This is a genomic window from Salinicoccus halodurans (genome assembly GCF_900114445.1).
GTDB lineage: Bacteria > Bacillota > Bacilli > Staphylococcales > Salinicoccaceae > Salinicoccus > Salinicoccus halodurans.
The window spans coordinates 227,383-246,196 of record NZ_FOTB01000004.1; the positions used below are offsets into that span (position 1 = coordinate 227,383).

General features: G+C 49.0%; 17 protein-coding genes and 1 tRNA gene. 2 read left to right on the forward strand and 16 right to left on the reverse strand.

The features are described 5' to 3' along the window. The 5 genes from BM271_RS09695 to BM271_RS09715 form a co-directional block, all read right to left on the reverse strand. On the reverse strand, positions 1-1,020 hold the full coding sequence (locus tag BM271_RS09695) for a sugar-binding transcriptional regulator (RefSeq protein ID WP_046789424.1): 1,020 nt from the start codon (positions 1,018-1,020) through the stop codon (positions 1-3). Positions 1,021-1,150: 130 nt separating this feature from the next. Further along, positions 1,151-1,411 (reverse strand): glutaredoxin family protein, encoded by a 261-nt coding sequence (locus BM271_RS09700; protein ID WP_046789423.1) that lies wholly within the window; start codon positions 1,409-1,411, stop codon positions 1,151-1,153. Between the two features lie 2 nt (positions 1,412-1,413). Beyond that, positions 1,414-1,866 (reverse strand): threonine/serine exporter family protein, encoded by a 453-nt coding sequence (locus tag BM271_RS09705; protein ID WP_046789422.1) that lies wholly within the window; start codon positions 1,864-1,866, stop codon positions 1,414-1,416. Positions 1,867-1,878: 12 nt separating this feature from the next. Further along, positions 1,879-2,682: a threonine/serine exporter family protein gene (locus BM271_RS09710; RefSeq protein ID WP_234960534.1), complete on the reverse strand. Its 804-nt coding sequence runs from the start codon at positions 2,680-2,682 to the stop codon at positions 1,879-1,881. A 4-nt stretch (positions 2,683-2,686) separates the two neighbouring features. Further along, positions 2,687-2,758 (reverse strand) — tRNA-Arg (locus tag BM271_RS09715). A 192-nt stretch (positions 2,759-2,950) separates the two neighbouring features. On the opposite strand from BM271_RS09715, the gene clpP reads away from it, so the two are divergent. Together clpP and BM271_RS09725 are read left to right on the forward strand one after the other, a co-directional pair. Next, entirely contained in the window at positions 2,951-3,547 is a 597-nt protein-coding gene (clpP, locus tag BM271_RS09720; protein ID WP_046789421.1) for an ATP-dependent Clp endopeptidase proteolytic subunit ClpP, read from the forward strand. A gap of 246 nt (positions 3,548-3,793) precedes the next feature. Further along, positions 3,794-4,726: a TIGR01777 family oxidoreductase gene (locus tag BM271_RS09725; protein WP_046789420.1), complete on the forward strand. Its 933-nt coding sequence runs from the start codon at positions 3,794-3,796 to the stop codon at positions 4,724-4,726. 82 nt (positions 4,727-4,808) lie between these two features. Here the strand turns inward: BM271_RS09725 and whiA are convergent, their stop codons facing one another. The 11 genes from whiA to uvrB form a co-directional block, all read right to left on the reverse strand. Further along, positions 4,809-5,753: a DNA-binding protein WhiA gene (gene whiA / locus BM271_RS09730; RefSeq protein ID WP_046789419.1), complete on the reverse strand. Its 945-nt coding sequence runs from the start codon at positions 5,751-5,753 to the stop codon at positions 4,809-4,811. A 24-nt stretch (positions 5,754-5,777) separates the two neighbouring features. Then, complete coding sequence (locus tag BM271_RS09735) at positions 5,778-6,758, reverse strand: gluconeogenesis factor YvcK family protein (protein ID WP_046791409.1); 981 nt, start codon at positions 6,756-6,758, stop codon at positions 5,778-5,780. Next, a complete protein-coding gene (gene rapZ / locus BM271_RS09740) occupies positions 6,745-7,629 on the reverse strand; it encodes an RNase adapter RapZ (RefSeq protein WP_074924566.1) in 885 nt (294 codons plus the stop codon). The genes BM271_RS09735 and rapZ overlap by 14 nt, the downstream gene beginning before the upstream one ends. 172 nt (positions 7,630-7,801) lie before the next feature. Next, on the reverse strand, positions 7,802-8,746 hold the full coding sequence (gene trxB, locus BM271_RS09745) for a thioredoxin-disulfide reductase (protein ID WP_046789418.1): 945 nt from the start codon (positions 8,744-8,746) through the stop codon (positions 7,802-7,804). 64 nt (positions 8,747-8,810) lie between these two features. Next, the gene (locus BM271_RS09750; protein ID WP_052749809.1) at positions 8,811-10,235 is read right to left on the reverse strand and encodes a tetratricopeptide repeat protein; all 1,425 of its coding nucleotides are present in this window, start codon (positions 10,233-10,235) and stop codon (positions 8,811-8,813) included. Continuing rightward, the gene (locus tag BM271_RS09755) at positions 10,228-10,716 is read right to left on the reverse strand and encodes an acyltransferase (protein ID WP_046789417.1); all 489 of its coding nucleotides are present in this window, start codon (positions 10,714-10,716) and stop codon (positions 10,228-10,230) included. Before BM271_RS09755 ends, BM271_RS09750 begins: the two co-directional genes overlap by 8 nt. 3 nt (positions 10,717-10,719) lie before the next feature. After that, positions 10,720-11,667: a prolipoprotein diacylglyceryl transferase gene (gene lgt, locus BM271_RS09760; RefSeq protein ID WP_420806931.1), complete on the reverse strand. Its 948-nt coding sequence runs from the start codon at positions 11,665-11,667 to the stop codon at positions 10,720-10,722. Then, positions 11,660-12,598 (reverse strand): HPr(Ser) kinase/phosphatase, encoded by a 939-nt coding sequence (gene hprK / locus BM271_RS09765; protein ID WP_046789415.1) that lies wholly within the window; start codon positions 12,596-12,598, stop codon positions 11,660-11,662. Before hprK ends, lgt begins: the two co-directional genes overlap by 8 nt. 184 nt (positions 12,599-12,782) lie before the next feature. Continuing rightward, positions 12,783-13,979, reverse strand: a complete 1,197-nt coding sequence (locus BM271_RS09770) for a DUF4097 family beta strand repeat-containing protein (protein ID WP_046789414.1) — start codon at positions 13,977-13,979, stop codon at positions 12,783-12,785. 1 nt (position 13,980) lies between these two features. Beyond that, on the reverse strand, positions 13,981-16,821 hold the full coding sequence (uvrA, locus tag BM271_RS09775) for an excinuclease ABC subunit UvrA (RefSeq protein WP_046789413.1): 2,841 nt from the start codon (positions 16,819-16,821) through the stop codon (positions 13,981-13,983). Positions 16,822-16,828: 7 nt separating this feature from the next. Continuing rightward, positions 16,829-18,802, reverse strand: coding sequence for an excinuclease ABC subunit UvrB (gene uvrB, locus BM271_RS09780; RefSeq protein WP_046789412.1), 1,974 nt, complete (start codon positions 18,800-18,802; stop codon positions 16,829-16,831). Between the last annotated feature and the right edge of the window lie 12 nt (positions 18,803-18,814).

The following is an 18,814-nucleotide window of genomic DNA, read 5'->3' on the forward strand; positions in this document are numbered from 1 at the left end:
TTAACTATTTAACAAATACTCTGCGATTGTCTCATCGATGAAAAGCAATGTGTTCTTGGGAGCAATCTTCATATATGCCCGCACTGCCTCTTTCTTGCTGCTGCCGCCTGCAACTGCGAAAACTGCCTGCTTGCTTTCCAAGTCTTCGAGCTGTAATCCGATGGTTTTCACTTTTCGTAAAATATCGCCATCGGCATCAAAGTAATAGCCGAATGTCTCGCCTACAGCTCCTTTTTGCTCAAGCTGTTCAAGAACATCCTGTCCGACATTCCGTCGTCTGGCCATCGTAAATGCCTCGCCGATGCCATGGATTACAAAATCCGACGCCTGGTTAAGCTTCGCCACTTCTTTCACTGCCGGTTCCAGTTTAAGCGATTCAAGTACGGATTCACCGACGTTATCCGGTGCATACAGCACTTTATGCGCACTGCCTGTTGCGACTGCCAGACGGCTTGCAATCGAATTCGCCTGATTGCCGACTTCTTCTCCAAGTCCGCCTCTCGCCGGAACAAACAGCAGTTCCTGCTCCGTCGGCTTCAGATAGTTCCCTACATTCGCCATCGTCGAACCGCCTGCTACAGAAATGACTGCGCCGTTGAAAAACATCTTCTGAAGTTCTTCGGCCATCCGTTTGGATAATTCCTTTTGAAGTTCGGGGTTGCCGTCTGCATCTCCGCGGACGATGAAAAAGTCCTTCAAACCGAACTTCTCCCTGAGTCCGCGTGCAAGATCGCTCCGGCGGTCAATTGTCGTGATGTATGGAGATAATTCTTCCATTACTTCAATACCCGCCGGCGAGACAGCTATGCCTCTTTTATCAATCAGGATTAACCCGAGGGATTGTAGCCTGTCCACTTCCCTGCGCAGTATCCTTTCGCTCAGTTCCAATTTTTTGGCAAGTGTCCGCCTGCCAATCGGCTGATTCGCTTCTATCCGTTTCAGCAGTTCGAAACGTTTTAAAAGCTCGTCTATGGCTTCCGGAGCGATGCGCCTTTGAATGTCCAACAATCTCTGCCACATGGGCATCAACACCTCTCGCCACTGTGAGACCATTTCCGTCCCACCAGGGACAAAAAAATAACTACATGATTAATATAGCATATATATTAAAAAATGCAATTATTTCTAACTGGGTAAAACCAATCGATATTTACCTTTTACCCAAATATTCTTTTAAGTAATCATATACCTGCACAAAATCGATGAGTCCTTCCTGGACTACTTCCTCTTCATGCACAAGAACAGGGACACGGACCATATATTCTTCCTGGAGCGCATCATCTTCATCTATATCAACCGGCGTCAGTTTCACTTTATTGTACCTCAGTTCCGACAATGCCAGTTTGATCTGTTCCCGGCCATCTTCGCAAAGCTTGCAGTTCTTTCTTGTATAATAAACCAGCTCTAACATGCCTAAGCCTCTTTCTCATTAAATTTTTTCTTTATTGACTGTATGACAGAATCAGCCATTTCTGTACTGATTATCCCAAGTGCAATGGCCCCTGATACCAGAGCCGCTTCAAAGGCGAATCCTTGCGCTTCCATATACTGGTCCATGACAACATGGCGCATTGCTTCATATGCCGTACCGCCGGGAACAAGCGGAATTATCCCGCATGTAATGAAAATAATGACCGGCATTTTCATTCTTCTGGAATTGAACAGTGCCATCGCAGTCAGTAAAATGGCACCGGCGTATGAGGCCAGTACAGGATCCGTTCCGCCCTCACGGAAAAGATAGAATACAAGCCAGCCGAGAGCACCGTTGACCCCGCAGCTGATCAATGCGCGTCTCGGTGCATTGAAGAGTATGCCGAACCCCGCGGAGGCGAAGAAACTGGCAATCAACTGATATACATATATCATTGGTCTTCCCTCCTATGACAGCATGAATACAAGACCGACACCCGCACCGATGGCAATGGCCGTCAGTGCCGCTTCCGCACCTTTTACTATCCCCGCCAGCAGATGCCCCCGGAGCATTTCACGTATCGCATTTGTGATCAGCACACCGGGCACCAGCGGCATGACGCTCGCAATGACAATAGTATCCAGCATCTGACCCGGGCCGTATTCCACGTATACGATACCGACGATACCGATGAACAAGGCTGCAAAGAACTCTATGAAAAATTTGAGTTTCGTATAGCGGAGTATACCTTCCAATATGAGTACACCGCCGGCGCCGCCGATGAATGCCGCCGGCAGGTCGACGAAGACCCCTTCAAACAGATAGAGGAACATGACACCGATGACACCACCGGAAAGTATGACCAGCCAGAATGGGAACATCCGTGCTTCATGGATTGTCTCCAACTGATTAATCGCTCTTTTCAGCGGCAACCCCTCAGATATCCTCCGGGAAAGATTGTTGATGCCGGCCACCTTCTCCAGATTATTTGCACGTTCCTCTATGCGGACAGTCTGTGTCAGTGCGTAATCATTCATAGAAAAAATAATGACCGTAGGAGTAACAAAAACCTGAGCATTTTCAATACCGTAGCTTGACGCAATACGCGCCATCGTGTCTTCAATACGGTAGGTTTCCGCTCCATTTTCCAACAGTATTTTTCCACTGTTTATCGCAATGTAAAATACGTCCCGGACAAAGTCATCACTGTAGACTTTGTCTGGAGCTTCAATGATCTCAAGTTCGCCACTCATACGGCCACCTCGATTCAATTTACACCCCCGGAGAGAATCGAACTCCCATCTCAAGAACCGGAATCTTACGTGTTATCCATTACACCACGGGGGTAGGTTATTATTATAAACATTCAATAAGCATTGAAAGCAAATACAGTATAGCAATAATCAGCGTCGAATGAAAGAGTTAAATTTACCCTTTGAAGGCCAATTATTCCAAGCATTTTCTTTTGACCTTATTTGACTAATATGATATAACATAATTAGCAAATAATGAATTGTATATTTTCAGGAGGTAGTATAAATGAATTTAATTCCTACAGTCATTGAACAGACCAACCGTGGAGAACGTGCATATGACATTTACTCCAGACTGCTTAAAGACAGAATCATCATGATCGGCACAGGCATTGATGACAACGTTGCAAACTCAGTAGTCAGCCAGCTTCTATTCCTGCAGGCGCAGGACGCCGAGAAAGATATTTACCTTTATATCAACTCACCGGGCGGAAGCGTAACGGCAGGCATGGCAATCTATGATACAATCCAGCACATCAAACCGGATGTACAGACAATCTGCCTCGGCATGGCAGCTTCAATGGGATCATTCCTGCTCGCAGCAGGCGCAAAAGGCAAACGTTTCGCACTGCCTAACGCAGAAGTGATGATCCACCAGCCACTCGGCGGCGCGCAAGGTCAGGCGACTGAAATCGAAATCGCTGCAAAACACATCCTCAGAACACGCGAAAAACTCAACAAGATCCTTGCAGAGCGCACAGGACAGCCATATGACAAAATCGAAAAAGACACTGACCGCGACAACTTCATGACAGCAGAAGAAGCAAAAGAATACGGCCTTGTCGATGAAGTAATGGAACCGGAAAAACTGGACAACAAATAATTCCCAGCCGGCGAAAGCAGAATCCCAAAAATGGGATTCTGCTTTTTTTATTTTGTTGGATGATGTCAGATTGGAAGAATATGAGAACGGCGGCCGATAAAACAGTTTGTCGGTCTCCGTTTGTGCTGCCGAGGCCGATAACACCATTTAACGCCCTCCGCACGCACCCGCTCCCAAAAAAATTTCTCTGTTTTCTGATTACGAGTTTACCAACCGGGTTATAATGTAGTGAGGAGGCGTTTTAATATGAACGTACTTATTACTGGCGGTACTGGATTCATCGGTGGAAAACTCGCTGAAATTCTTAAGGAGGAGCATGACCACGTCTACATCCTCTCAAGAAGCGAGCACTATTCCGAACATCCTTATTTACATTATATCAAGTACAATCCGGATAACCCGGATGATTTTACATGGATGAATGAAATGCCGAAAAAGGTTGATATCATCTATAATTTTGCAGGTGCATCTCTGCAGGATAAATGGACTGATGAGTACAAGGAGGAAATATTCGATTCAAGGATTGATGTCACGCGCATGTTGAATAAATGGATTGCGAAAACTGAAATCACACCATCCACTTTGGTGAATGCAAGCGCAATCGGCTATTATCCTGTAAGTAAAAGCGCACGGTTCGATGAGAATGATACATTCGCACCGCATGATTTCCTGTCCTCTGTGGTCACAGCATGGGAAAGGGAAGCAAAAAAAGCATCTGAACACGGGGTCCGTGTAGTATGTGCAAGATTCGGACTGATTTTGGATGCGGAGAATGGCGCCCTGCCGAAGATGGTCCTTCCATATAAGTTAGGAGCAGGCGGAAGGCTTGGCAGCGGTGATCAGTGGTACAGCTGGATTCATATCGACGATCTGCTTAATGCACTCCTTTTCGCCGGTGTTAACGAAGAGATTTCCGGTCCCGTGAACATGACCGCACCGATGCCGCACAGGCAGAAGCAATTCTCCATCTATCTGGCTGCCGCACTCGGCAAACCGAACTTTTTCAAGACACCGGGATTCCTGCTTGAAAAAGTTCTGGGTGAACAATCCATCCTTGTACTCAAAGGGCAGTACGTTGTGCCTGAAGTCCTGATGAAACATGATTTCAAGTTCATATTCCCGACTCTGGAAATTGCGCTTGAAGATCTGTTCGAACCGGAAGAGAAATCCAAGAAATAATAAACATACTAATCGCAGGAAAGAAGCACCGGCTCCGGACAAAATTTCCATGTCCCGGAACCGGTGCTTCTTTCTGTCATCATTAAAATGTGACTGCTTCACCGTTTCTCAATTTCTCGGCAATTTTATCGAGTTTCCTCAGGCGGTGATTGACCCCTGACTTGGAAATTGCGCCCGTAGACATCATCTCTCCGAGCTCTTTTAAGGAAACTTCCTGATGCTCCACTCTGAGTCTGGCTATTTCCCTGAGACGGTCAGGCAGTTCATCCAGTCCGATTTCCGAATCTATGAACTGGATATTCTCCACCTGGCGCATCGCGGCACCGATGGTTTTATTCAGATTGGCCGTTTCGCAGTTGACCAAGCGGTTCACCGAGTTGCGCATATCACGCACGATTCGGATATCCTCGAATTTAAGGAGGGCCTGGTAACCGCCGATCAGGCTGAGGAATTCCGCTATCTTCTCCGCCTCTTTCAAATACGTTATGAATCCGCGTTTCCGTTCGATATACTTGGCATTCAATTCATAGCCGTTCATCAGCTCTGCCAGACTCTCTGCGTGTTCTTCATACAATGAAAAGATTTCCAGATGATATGCCGACGTTTCAGGATTGTTAACGGATCCGCCGGCGAGGAATGCCCCGCGGAGGTAGCTCCTGATACAGCATTCCTTCGTCTTGATCTCATCGCTGATTTCATGTGAGATGATACCGTCTTTCATGATATTGAGATCTTCCAGAACCAGTCTGCTGTCATTTTTAATCCGGCTGATATAGACGTTGTTCTTCTTCAACTTCATCTTCCTGCGCACAAGCAGTTCAATCTCCACTCCGTATACCTTCTTGATCAGACTGAAGATCCTCCTCGCAATCGCAGCATTTTCGGTCTGGATATTGATGATCCAGTCCCCGTCGAAATGACTGAGCACCCCGTTCATTTTGATCAGTGCGGAAAGCTCACTTTTCATGCAGCACGTATCCACTTCGATCCTTGTCAATTCGCTTTTCATCTCTGAAGCAAATGACATGCAATCACGCCCTTAAATATTGTCTTATTTCCTGTACTGCAAAGTGCTGATCTCCTTCAGAGCGATGTCATAGATCTTCTCCGCAAGCACTTTGTTATTATGTCGTACCGCACCCTGATCGTCGATATGGACAAGCCGGTAATCCGTGATGATTTCAACGCCCATCTTTTTAAGGCGCCGCGCATCGCTGTCCACCACAGTCATGCCGTTCCTGTCGTAATAGTCGGAAATCCGGCCTTTGATGTTCTGTTCATTAAGTATGATGAAATCCATCACCCGCGCGCCCATGTGGAAATTGATCGCTTCGAGATGGTCTGCGGCCGTGTAATCCACCGTTTCCCCCACCTGTGTCATGATGTTTGATACATATACTTTTACACCTCTCGAATTGATGATCGCCTCTTTCATTCCTGAAGGGATCAGATTCGGTATGATGCTCGTGTACAGACTGCCCGGTCCGAAAACGACGACATCCGATTCTTCGACGGCCTCGATCGCTTCCGGTGTCGCGACCGTGTCGTTCGGAATCAGATATACTTCCTCTATTTTCTGCTGCACTTCCGGAATGTAGCTCTCGCCGACGATGATAGAGTTGTCTTTCATACGTGCAGCAAGCTTCGGACTGATGTTCGTCGAAGGAATCACCGTGCCTTTTACGTTCAGGATCTTACTCAGTTCCTCTACAGCCACGGCAAAATCACCGGTCATGTCATACATTGCCGCAAGCATGAGGTTGCCGAGCGCATGTCCGCCGAGCGCATCTTTATTGAATCTGTATGTAAACAGATTTTCCAGTTTCGTCTCCACATCACTCAGGGCGCTCATTACGTTTCTGATGTCCCCCGGTGCAGGCATGTCGATCTGGTCACGGATGATGCCCGTCGAACCGCCGTCATCCGCCACCGAAACAATCGCTGAAATGTCCACAGGATACTGTCTGAGCCCTCTTGCCAGTACACTGAGCCCCGTGCCGCCACCGACCAGGGTGATTTTAATCTTCTTCATAAGATTTGCTTTCGACCGGTGCATCCCGGTGCACCGCCTTCATCTTGAAATCGAAAGGTTCCGAAAGGTCTTTGGCAAGCTGTTCAGCAAGAGTGACTGAACGGTGCTGTCCCCCTGTGCAACCGATGGCAATTACAACCTGGGACTTGCCTTCCTTCATGAACTGCGGCAGCATATATTTCAGCAGATCGAGCAGTTTTCCATAGAACGTCCGGGTTTCCTTCCATTTCATCACATAGTCCGAGACCGGCTTATCCAATCCCGTAAGCGGCTTCAGATCATCCACATAATGCGGATTTGGCAGAAAACGCACATCGAATACAAGGTCCGCATCGATCGGGATGCCATGTTTAAAGCCGAAACTCATTATGTTGACGTTAAACGGCGACTGGTTCTCCCCGCTTCCATGCTCGAATATTTTATTCCTCAGTTCCTTTTCGGTCGCTTCCGAAGTGTCGATGATCTTATTGGCACGGCCTTTCAGTTCAGACAGGAGGCCGCGTTCGACATGAATGGCATCAAGCACATTCAATGTATTATCAATCGGGTGCGCCCGGCGTGTTTCCTTGTATCTGCTCACCAGAGTTTCATCCGAAGCATCGATGAAGATGATTTCCAGGGCAATTTCATTATTGTCCCGCAGTTCTTCAATCTCGGAAATCAGACTTTCAAAAAACTCCTTGCCGCGGAGGTCGATTCCAAGTGCCACCCTGGACATATGGCCGTCGGCCGTCTCCATCAGCTCCACTACTTTCGGCAGCAGGATAGGCGGCAGATTATCGATACAGAAATACCCCATATCCTCCAGCGCCTGGATACCGACGGATTTTCCTGCGCCGCTCATGCCGGTTAAAATTTTCAATTCTTTCACTCGCCCCACACCCTCCTGATATTCTTAAGGCTACTTTACACTAATTCTTGTAATTTAAAAAGATTATAGCAATATATTATGATACTATCCGCAATCCTTGTTTTCAACGGAACGGCTCAAATCATGCATAATAAAGACCCTCCGGAAAAGCGGCCGGAAGGTCTGAGAAATGCTATTTGGATTCCTGCATATCTGCAAGCTTTTCAATATAATGCTGGGCGTTCTGCGCCGCGATACTGCCGTCTCCTGTTGCTGTCACAATCTGACGGAGCGTTTTATCACGGACATCGCCTGCTGCAAAAATGCCCGGTATTGCTGTTTCCATCTCATCGTCCGCATCGACATATCCAAGGTCATTCAGAATGCCCAGGGATTCGAACGGTGCCGTGAGTGGTTTCATGCCGACATAGACGAATACGCCGTCAGCTTCATAATCATAGATCGAGCCGTCTTTCTTATTGAGCAGTGTGACACTTTCCACTCTGCTGTCGCCGTTGATCCCCTGGATTTCCGTATCCCAGATGAATTCAATCTTATCGTTTTTGAATGCACGGTCCTGAAGGATCTTCTGGGCCCTCAGTTCGTCTCTTCTGTGGACGATCGTCACTTTGCTTGCGAATTTGGTGAGGAATACACCCTCTTCGACTGCAGAATCACCGCCGCCGATGACGACAAGTTCTTTTTCCTTGAAGAACGCACCGTCACATACTGCACAGTAGCTTACACCGCGTCCGCCGAGTGTATCTTCGCCTTCGACGCCGACCTTCTTATATTCCGCGCCCGTCGCGATGATTACTGTTTTTGTCCTGATATCCTCAGAACTCGTTTTCAGGATTTTGATATCCCCGTCGATTTCAACGGATTTGATATCACCATATTTATATTCCGCACCAAATTTCTGTGAGTGTTCAAACATTTTAGTCGAGAGTTCCGGTCCTGTTATAAAATCGAATCCGGGGAAGTTTTCGACTTCTTCGGTATTCGCCATCTGTCCGCCCGGCATTCCGCGCTCCAGCATTACAGTCTTCAGATTTGCACGGGAAGCGTATACCGCAGCCGTCATTCCCGCAGGGCCGGCACCTATGATGACTACATCATAAATTGTTTCTTCAGCCATGATAATTACTCCTTTACCTCATAATCATTCTTACATATTATAAATGGTGGCGTGCAATATTTCATCAAATGTGCTCAATTTTCTCTATCGCCTTGTTCAAACGGTACATGCTCGTATCGAACTTTTCCACCAGTGCTTTCTTCGTAATCTTCCTGCCTCTTTTATGGAAATGCATAGTCGCCGCAGCGAGTGCGCCGGTATCTTCGACATCTTCCTTTTTGTCATACAGATCATGGAAGGTTTCAATCCATGCCAGCTGGTCCTCCTCATCAGAAAAGCCTGCTTCCCTGAGCGCTTCGAGTCCCTTATGCATACGGCCGAGCCTGACAAGGTTCAGACCCTGGAACAGGTAGGAGATATACAGTTTTTCATAATCCTCCATCGACTCGATCGTTTCCCACACATCATGCCCGAGAATCGCATCACGCGGCTCCACATTATATATTCTGTATATACCGAGCAGACGCCTGTATCCGTCATCATCTTTCAAATACTTCGTTTCCAGACGGGTGATCTTTTGTGCCGCCTCGTCCTTTTTCCACGGGCTGTAGGATTCATCCACTTTGTGGAATAACTGCATCTTCTCCCAGAACATCTCCGCTTCCGCCCGGTCTCCCATATGGTAGCTCGAGTGACTCAGCGCATGCAGCAGCTGGAAGCTGACGAATGCCTGTTTCTTATACAGCGGGAACAGCAGCTCATAGGAACGCGCGTATTTCTTCAGGAAGTTCAGCACCAGCCCCACCTTGAACCGCGCATCGTCATCGAGCGGCTGCACCACTTCCATCTTCTTCAGATAATCACGGTACTTCTGCTGCTCACCCGTATGGTAATAGAGCAGTGTCATATGGCTCAGTGCATGCATATCCGTCTGGTCTTCTTTCAGCAGCTGCTCAAGAAGCACATGTGCTTCTTCATACCTGTTAAGGAATAAAGACCCCATCGCCTTCAGGTTCCTGAACTCCCGCTCTTCCTGGATTTCAACCGGTATGGAGGCGAGGTATTCCAATGCCTCCTCGATGCGGGCATTCATGAAAAGATGCTGGAACAGGTGCTGGCCGGTAAAACGGTCCGCTTCCTTCTCCACCTCGTCCTCATCATCAATGCTCACCTCAAACATGTTTTCGAGCTCCTCGTCGTATCCGGAGTCCGGCTCATGCTTCACATACTGCACACCGAAGAGGAACGCCTTGTTCGGGTCATTCATGATGATGAACAGCTGGCTCAATATAAAATAAAATTCAGCATCGTACTGATGCTGAATGAACTCATTGATTAGAATATGTTCCGCTTCCGCCCCGCGGCCGACTTCGGCAAGCAAGTAGGCATACTGGGAAAGATACGCAAGGTTGTTCCCTTCGAGTTCGATCGCTTTCTGGAAACTCCTCAGAGCATCATGTTTATTATTTTGTCCTGATTTCTTCATCCCCTGATTGAAATGGAATTCACCATTCTGGTTGAAGGGGATCACTTTCCTATTGTCATTCATCATTCCTGCTCCTTATTACAAGCGGGTTCCCGTAGCAGATTGAATGGTCGGGGACATCTTTTGAAACGACGCTCCCTGCACCGACAACCGCGTGATTTCCAATCACCACACCCGGCAGAATCGTCACGTTCGCACCCACCATCGTATCATGGCCGATTCTGACATCACCTATGCGGTATTCGTCAACCAGATATTCGTGGGTCAATATTACTGTATTATACCCGATTATACTATTTTTGCCAATATGGATGCGCTCCGGATACATGAGATCCGGCATTGCCCTGAATGCAAGCGACACGTTACTCCCAAGTTTCATCCCGAGCATTTTCCGGTAGAGAGTGTGCTTTATCCTGGTGGAAGGTGCATAGCGCCCGATTTCGATGAATATGAAGTTTTTGATCACTTTGAACCTGGAAATGGTCTTGTACATATTCCACAGCGGATTGATCCTGCCTGCTTTTCTGACATCGAGCCTTCTCATGAGCTATCTTCCTTTTTTACGGTTTTTATTCTTTTTGTTCCTGTTATTCTGATTGCTGTTTTTCTGATTCCTGTTTTTCACCTTTTGAGAGGGTGCACTCTGTCCGCCTCTCTGCTTTCCGGTACGGCCGGCCTTCCCGTAGATTCCGTGGACATTACCGTACTTCGGCAGATCATACTTCATCTCCCTGTAGATCCAGATGACGACTGCAGCGGCAATGAGAACGATTGAAATGACCTGTGCAGTCCGGAGGACATCCCCGATCATCAGACTGTCCGTCCTCATGCCTTCAATGAAGAATCTGCCGGCTGAATAATAGATAAGATAAAGCAGCATCGTCTGGCCGATCTTCAATTTCGGACGCAGCAGCATCAGTATGACGAACCCGAGGAGATTCCAAAGGGATTCGTAGAGGAATGTCGGATGATAATAGGCACCGTCGATATACATCTGGTTGATGATGAATTCAGGCAGTTTCAGCGATTCCAGGAACCCGCGCGTCACTTCACCGCCGTGCGCCTCCTGGTTCATGAAATTGCCCCACCGGCCGATCGCCTGGCCGAGGATCAGACTGGGCGCCGCGATATCCGCAACCTGGAAGAAGCTGTATCCTTTCACGCGGCAGAATATGAAGCCGGCCAGGAATCCGCCGATCAGACCGCCGTGAATTGCCATGCCGCCCTCATTGATCATGATGATGTCGACCAGGTTCCGGCTGTAGTATTCCCATTGGAATACTACATAATAGAGCCTTGCCCCGATGATTGAAAAAATGATGATGTAGAACATCAGATCCATGAACATGCCTTCGGGGAGGCCGCGCCTGTCGGCTTCACGGTTTGCGATATAGAATCCGAGCAGCATACCGGCTGCAATGATGATGCCGTACCAGTGTATTTCAAGCGGCCCCAGATCCAGCGCGACCGGATTGAGCGGCGGTGTGCTAAATATCATTGTTGTTCCCTCCGCCTGCCATAATCTGTGCATTCAGCCGGTCATTGAACTCCTCAGCGGCATTGTATCCCATATAGTGCATACGATGGTTCATAGCAGCCACTTCGATGATGCCGGCGAGACTCCGTCCCGGACGGATCGGTATTGTCTTCTGATCTATTTCCGTATCCAGTATCCTGATCTTCTTCTGATCGAGGCCGAGGCGTTCATACGTCTTATTCGCTTCCCATGGTTCAAGATTGACATTCAGCATGACACGTTTTTCTTCGAGGATGCTCCCCGCGCCGAACAATGTCATGACATTGATGATGCCCAGGCCCCGGATTTCAAGCAGGTTCCTGATCAGTGAGGGTGCGGAGCCCATCAGGACATTTTTGCTGACCTGTTTGATTTCCACATTGTCATCGGCAACCAGCCTGTGACCGTTTTTCACGAGTTCCAGTGCCGTCTCACTTTTACCGACACCGCTCTCGCCCGTAATCAGCACGCCGATGCCGTAGATGTCGACCAGCACACCGTGCATGTTCGTTTCAGGCGCCAGCGCCTTCTCCAGGAAATTGGAAACTCTGCCTATGAAGTTTGTCGTACTGTCCTCTGTGATGAGCAGGGGGGTGTGCGTCAGGTTGCACGCTTCAATCAATTCAAGCGGTGCATACAGCCCACGCGTAATGATGATGCATGGCGTTTCCCTGCGGCAGAGGCGCTTGCAGCGGTCCTCACGCTCTTCATCCGTCAGCATCCTTTCAAAAAAGGAAGTTTCACTCATTCCCAGCACCTGGACCCGGTCGGAGGAATAGTGTGAAAAATATCCCGCCACTTCGAGACCCGGACGTGAGACATCTATATTTACAATCTCATTGTCGAGACCGTCATTTCCAGCTTTGACCGTCAGGTCGAATTTATCTACCAATGCTTCTACTGTGAGCATATCGTCACCTCGGCTATTTAATAATTCAACTATAAAGAAACACTTGTTCATTTTCAATCATTCGGGGTTTATTGAAATGATAATTTAATGTATGTGTCAGACCTACGACACCACGCTCCTGCAACTCAAAATGAAAACCCGGCCAGCAATTCCTGCCGGCCGGGCTCTGCTGCTGTCTTTTCAATTAGTGGCGGTGCAGCGTCACACTGCCGAATTTCGTACCGACTTCCAGAATAAGTCCTCTTTCATCCGTATCATTTACGAGCATCAGTTCTTTTAAGCCGATATCCTGCTGTTTCATGAATCTTACATTGATATCCGGCGGATAGTTCAGCTGTCCTACAACCGTACTGATCCTGCCTTCGAGGGCGCGGCCCTGCGGCACGCTGATATTGATGCTGCCCATATTCGTGTTGATCGATGCAGATTCGGTCTCTTCCTTCAATGACAGGTTGACGGAGCCGTTGGATGATACTGTCAGATCCTTGGCATTCAGCCTGTCGGTATTCACGGTGCCGACCATCGAAATGAGTTCCAGCGCACCGTATCCACCGCCGCCGACTGTAATATTCCCGCGTGAAGTCCTTGTGAATGCACTGTTTGCAGAAACATTCTCAAGCGTTATGTTCCCGTTCAGTATGTCTACCGTGAGGTCGCTTAGTTCCTCGTTCTCTATCGTCACATTGCCGTTTGAACTGGAGACGATCAGCCGGTTGACGATGGAGGGATTGACCTGCAGTTCGACGTTCACACGTGCAGTGCGGATGTCGGAGACGATCATCAGCTCTCCGTTCTTCACTTCACAGATGATGTCCTGGAAGTAGTTCCGCTTCTTATCGAGTTTGCGGTAGAAGGATGTCACTTCAAATTTTGCCGTCGTCACCCTGTCTGTCGGCACGATGACAACGTTACCGTTGGTGATGTCCACGGAGATATTGGAGAAGTCTTCATCAATGGTTTCTATCAGACGGTTTTTGGCGCCGGCCGAGAACATGGAATCGATGTTGGAATTTTTGACACTGTCAAATGCCTTCTCAAGCGAACCGAACACCTGGGATGCATATTTCTGGTTCTCAAATTTACTTTTAACATTGCTGTACGTTTCATTCGCTTTTTCAGGATTGACTATCTTCTGGAATTCCCCGACAAACTGGTCCCAGGCTTCGCCTGCGCCTGCAAAGTTGCCTGAGGATTTTCCGCTCTGCCTCTCCTGCTGACTGTGCCGGTTCTGCTGACGGTTCTGTTCATCCGAATGGCTGCTGCGTTTGCTCTCCGATGCATCGCTTTCTTTGGATTCCATCGCTTCCATGAGTCTGATCGCCTCTTCAGAAGTGATTTTTCCTTCTTCGAGCATTTTTAAAATGCGGTCTTTATTGTCCATTTCAATCCTCCTGATGGTTGCGTTCCAACCATTTTTTTAGGTGCGCGCCTGTGTAGCTGCGGGATTCTTCCATTACATCCTGCACCGTGCCGCTTACGACGATCGTACCGCCGCCGTCGCCGCCTTCCGGTCCGAGATCGATGATATGGTCCGCCACTTTGATCACATCGAGATTGTGTTCAATGACTATGACCGTATCCCCGTTGTCCACGAGCCGCTGGATGACATCGATGAGCTTGCGGATATCCTCTGAATGAAGACCCGTGGTCGGCTCATCCAGGATATACAGCGATTTGCCGTCCGAGCGTTTGTGCAGTTCCGAGGCAAGCTTGACACGCTGCGCCTCACCACCGGAAAGTGTCGTTGCCGGCTGGCCGAGTTTTACATAACCCAGGCCGACATCCATCAATGTTTTGACTTTGCGTTTGATCTTAGGCAGATTTTCGAAGAAGTAGTATGCCTCCTCGACAGTCATCGCCAAAACATCTGCAATGCTCTTGTCCTTGTATGTCACTTCCAGTGTCTCTCTATTATAACGTTTTCCGTCGCATACTTCACATGGTACGAACACATCCGGAAGGAAATGCATTTCAATCTTTATGATGCCGTCGCCCTTGCAGGCTTCACAGCGCCCGCCTTTGACGTTGAAGCTGAAGCGGCCCTTCTGATAGCCGCGGACCTTTGCTTCATTCGTCTGTGCGAATACATCACGTATATTGTCAAAGACACCGGTATATGTCGCCGGGTTGCTCCGGGGTGTCCTGCCGATCGGTGACTGGTCGATGTCTATGATCTTCTCTATATTTTCCGCACCCTTGATTTCCCTGTGTTTGCCGGGAATCTGCTTGGACTTATAGAGGCCGGTGTGAAGTCCTTTGTAGAGGATCTCGTTGATCAGCGTACTTTTCCCCGAGCCGGATACACCGGTCACGACATTCAGTACGGACAGCGGCACTTTGACGTTCACATTTTTAAGGTTGTTTTCTTTTGCCCCACGTATTTCGAGCGCCCGGGACATGTCAGGTTTCCTGTATTCGCCGGGAAGCGGAATCTGCCGCTTTCCGCTCAGATACTGTCCTGTGATGGAATTCTCATCCTGCATCACTTCCTCCGGCGTCCCCTGGGAAATGATCTGTCCCCCGTGTTCGCCGGCACCGGGCCCGATGTCAATGAGGTAGTCACTGGCAAGCATCGTATCTTCATCATGCTCCACGACGATCAGAGTGTTGCCGATGTCACGCATGCTCTGCAATGTTCCGATCAGACGGTCATTATCCCGCTGGTGAAGACCGATCGAGGGCTCATCCAGTATATAGAGGACGCCGGAGAGCCGGGAACCGATCTGTGTTGCCAGCCTGATCCTCTGTGCCTCACCGCCTGAGAGCGTCCCGCTTCTGCGGTTCAGTGTCAGATAATCAAGCCCCACGTTGAATAAAAACAGCAGCCGTTCGTTGATTTCCTTCAGGATCGGCGCTGCGATCTGGGTGTTCTGTTCGGACAGGGTCAGTGTCCCGAAGAAATCCAGTGCCTCTTTCACGGACTGGTCTACCGCTTCACCCACATGTCTGCCGTCGACTTTCACGGCTTTCGCCTCTTCATTGAGCCTGTAGCCGTTACATGTCTTACATGTAATTTCGCGCATATATCTGCTCATTGCATCCCTTGTATAGTCAGAAGGGCTTTCCCTGTACCTGCGTTCGATATTATTGATGATACCTTCGTACGGCATCGTCCTGCGTCTGGTTACACCATTGTCCTGTTTGAAGACATAATCCACAGTTTCACCTTTTGAACCGAACAGCACAAGCTTCCTGTCCGCCGCCGGCAGATCTTCGAAGGGTACATCCATCGATATTTTGAAATGTTCACATGTCTGGCGCAGCAGCGTCGGATAGTAATTGGAACTGATCGGTTCCCACGGCTGGAGCGCGCCTTCCCCGAGAGTAAGTCCGGGATCCGGCACGACCAGGCGCTCGTCCACGGCCATCTTCATGCCGAGTCCGTCACAATCCGGACATGCCCCGTACGGGGCGTTGAAGGAGAACAGTCTCGGTTCCATCTCGGAAATCGTAAATCCGCATTCCGGACAGGAAAAGTTTTCCGAGAAATGCAGATCTTCGCCCCCGATCACGTTGACGACGACGTTGCCGTTCCCTTTTTCAAGCGTCGTCTGAAGGGAATCACTGAGGCGCGCCTCTACACCTTCGCGTACCGCCAGCCGGTCGATGACGACATCGATATCGTGCTTTTTATTTTTATTCATCTCCGGCACCGATTCTATATCATGCATTTCACCGTCTACGACAACGCGGGCATAGCCTTCTTTCCCCAGGTCTTCGAGCAGTTTTTCATGCATGCCTTTCTTGCCGCGGATAATCGGTGCAAAAAGCTGGATCTTTGTACGCTCGGGGAGTGCCATTACACGGTCGACCATCTCCTGGATGGTCTGCGATGTAATTTCCACCCCGTGGATCGGGCAGTATGGTGTACCCGCGCGTGCATAAAGCAGACGCAGATAATCATATATCTCCGTAATTGTGGACACAGTGGAGCGGGGATTGTTGCTCGTCGTCTTCTGATCTATGGAAATCGCGGGCGAGAGCCCCTCGATGGAATCAACATCAGGCTTCTCCATATTGCCGAGAAACTGCCTGGCATATGCACTGAGCGACTCCACATAGCGGCGCTGCCCTTCTGCATAAATCGTATCAAAGGCGAGCGAAGACTTGCCGGAACCGGACAGGCCGGTCATGACGATCAGCTTATCCCTCGGAATATCCACATTTATGTCTTTTAAATTGTGCTGTCTTGCACCTCTAATGCTTATATGTGTATTTCTCACGATTGAATCACCCTTCTGCTTTCAGTTCGAATAAAGCATCTCTCAGTTCCGATGCCGTTTCGAAGTCTAGATCTTTCGCCGCCTGTTTCATGTCTTTCTCCAGCTGGCTGATGGTTTTCTCCCGTTCTTTCTTCGTCATCTTCTTCGCCTGTTTCCTGTTCTCTTTATGCGCATCCTCTTTGATCTCGATTTCAGCGCTGATCGAATCACGGATTTCCTTCGATATCGTTGTCGGTGTGATGTCGTGCGCTTCGTTGAACGCCATCTGGGTTTCACGGCGGCGCTGTGTTTCATCCAGAGCATAACGCATGGAATCCGTAATCTTATCCGCATACATGATCACCCTGCCTTCACTGTTACGCGCTGCACGGCCGATGGTCTGTACAAGTGACCGGCTCGAGCGGAGGAAACCTTCCTTGTCCGCATCCAGTATCGCGACGAGTGAGACTTCCGGAATATCGAGTCCTTCCCGAAGCAGGTTGATGCCGACAAGCACATCGAATGTCCCCATGCGCAGGTCGCGGATGATTTCAATCCGTTCAAGAGTTTTTATCTCGGAGTGCAGGTACTGCACCTTCACTCCCGCCTCCTTCAGATAATCCGTCAGATCTTCAGACATTCTCTTCGTCAGAGTGGTGATCAGTACACGCTCATTCCGTTCGCTGCGTGCAACGATCTCCTCAAGAAGGTCATCAATCTGATGCTCGGAAGGTCTCACCTCGATGACCGGATCCAGGAGTCCCGTCGGACGGATGATCTGCTCGACCATTTTCTCGGTATGTTCCATTTCGTAGGGTCCCGGCGTCGCGGATACATAGAGCAGCTGCTGCGCCTTCGATTCGAATTCCCCGAATTGAAGCGGACGGTTATCCAGTGCACTCGGCAGTCTGAATCCGTGGTCGACGAGCACTTTCTTCCTCGCCTGGTCACCGTTGTACATTCCTCTGACCTGCGGCAGCGTTACGTGCGATTCATCGATCATGATGAGAAAATCATCGAAATAGTCGAGCAGTGTGTAAGGCGTGGATCCCATGGGCCTTAGTGTCAGGTGGACCGAATAGTTCTCGATGCCTGAACAAAAACCCATTTCCCTCATCATCTCAAGGTCATAGTTTGTGCGCTGTTCAAGCCTTTGGGCTTCCAGCAGTTTATTGTCCTCACGCAGTTTTTCAAGCTGTTCTTCCAGTTCCTTTTCGATGCGTTCGATTGCCACCTTCATCTTCTCTTCACGCGTGACGAAGTGGGATGCCGGGAAGATTGCAGTGTGTTCGCGTTCAACCAGCACTTCACCCGTAAGGTAGTTGATCTCCCGGATGCGGTCAATTTCATCCCCGAAGAATTCCACCCGGATACACTGTTCATCCTGTGAAGCAGGAAACACTTCGACGATATCCCCGCGGACTCTGAAAGTCCCCCGCTTAAAATCGATATCGTTGCGGGTATACTGGATGTCGACAAGTTTGCGCAGAAATTCATTGCGGTCCATCTGCATGCCGACACGTGTACTCACGACCATATCCCTGTATTCTTCCGGATTACCGAGGCCGTAGATACAGCTGACGGATGAAATGATGATCACGTCATCCCTCTCAAAGAGGGCACTCGTCGCAGAGTGCCTCAGCTTATCAATCTCCTCATTGATCTGCGCGTCCTTCTCAATGAATGTATCGGTCTGCGGAACATACGCTTCCGGCTGGTAGTAATCATAATAACTTACAAAGTACTCTACCCTGTTGTTCGGAAAAAATTCCTTGAATTCGCTGTACAATTGTCCTGCCAGCGTCTTGTTGTGAGCGATGATCAGAGTCGGCTTGCCGATTTCCCTGATTACCTGGCTCATCGTATATGTCTTACCGGTGCCTGTCGCACCAAGCAAAGTCTGGTGCCGGTTGCCGGAACGTATCTGTTCGGTCAATTCCTTGATTGCTTTTGGCTGATCCCCTGCGGGTTCGAATTTAGAGACGAGTTCAAATTGTGCCATATTCTCTTCCCC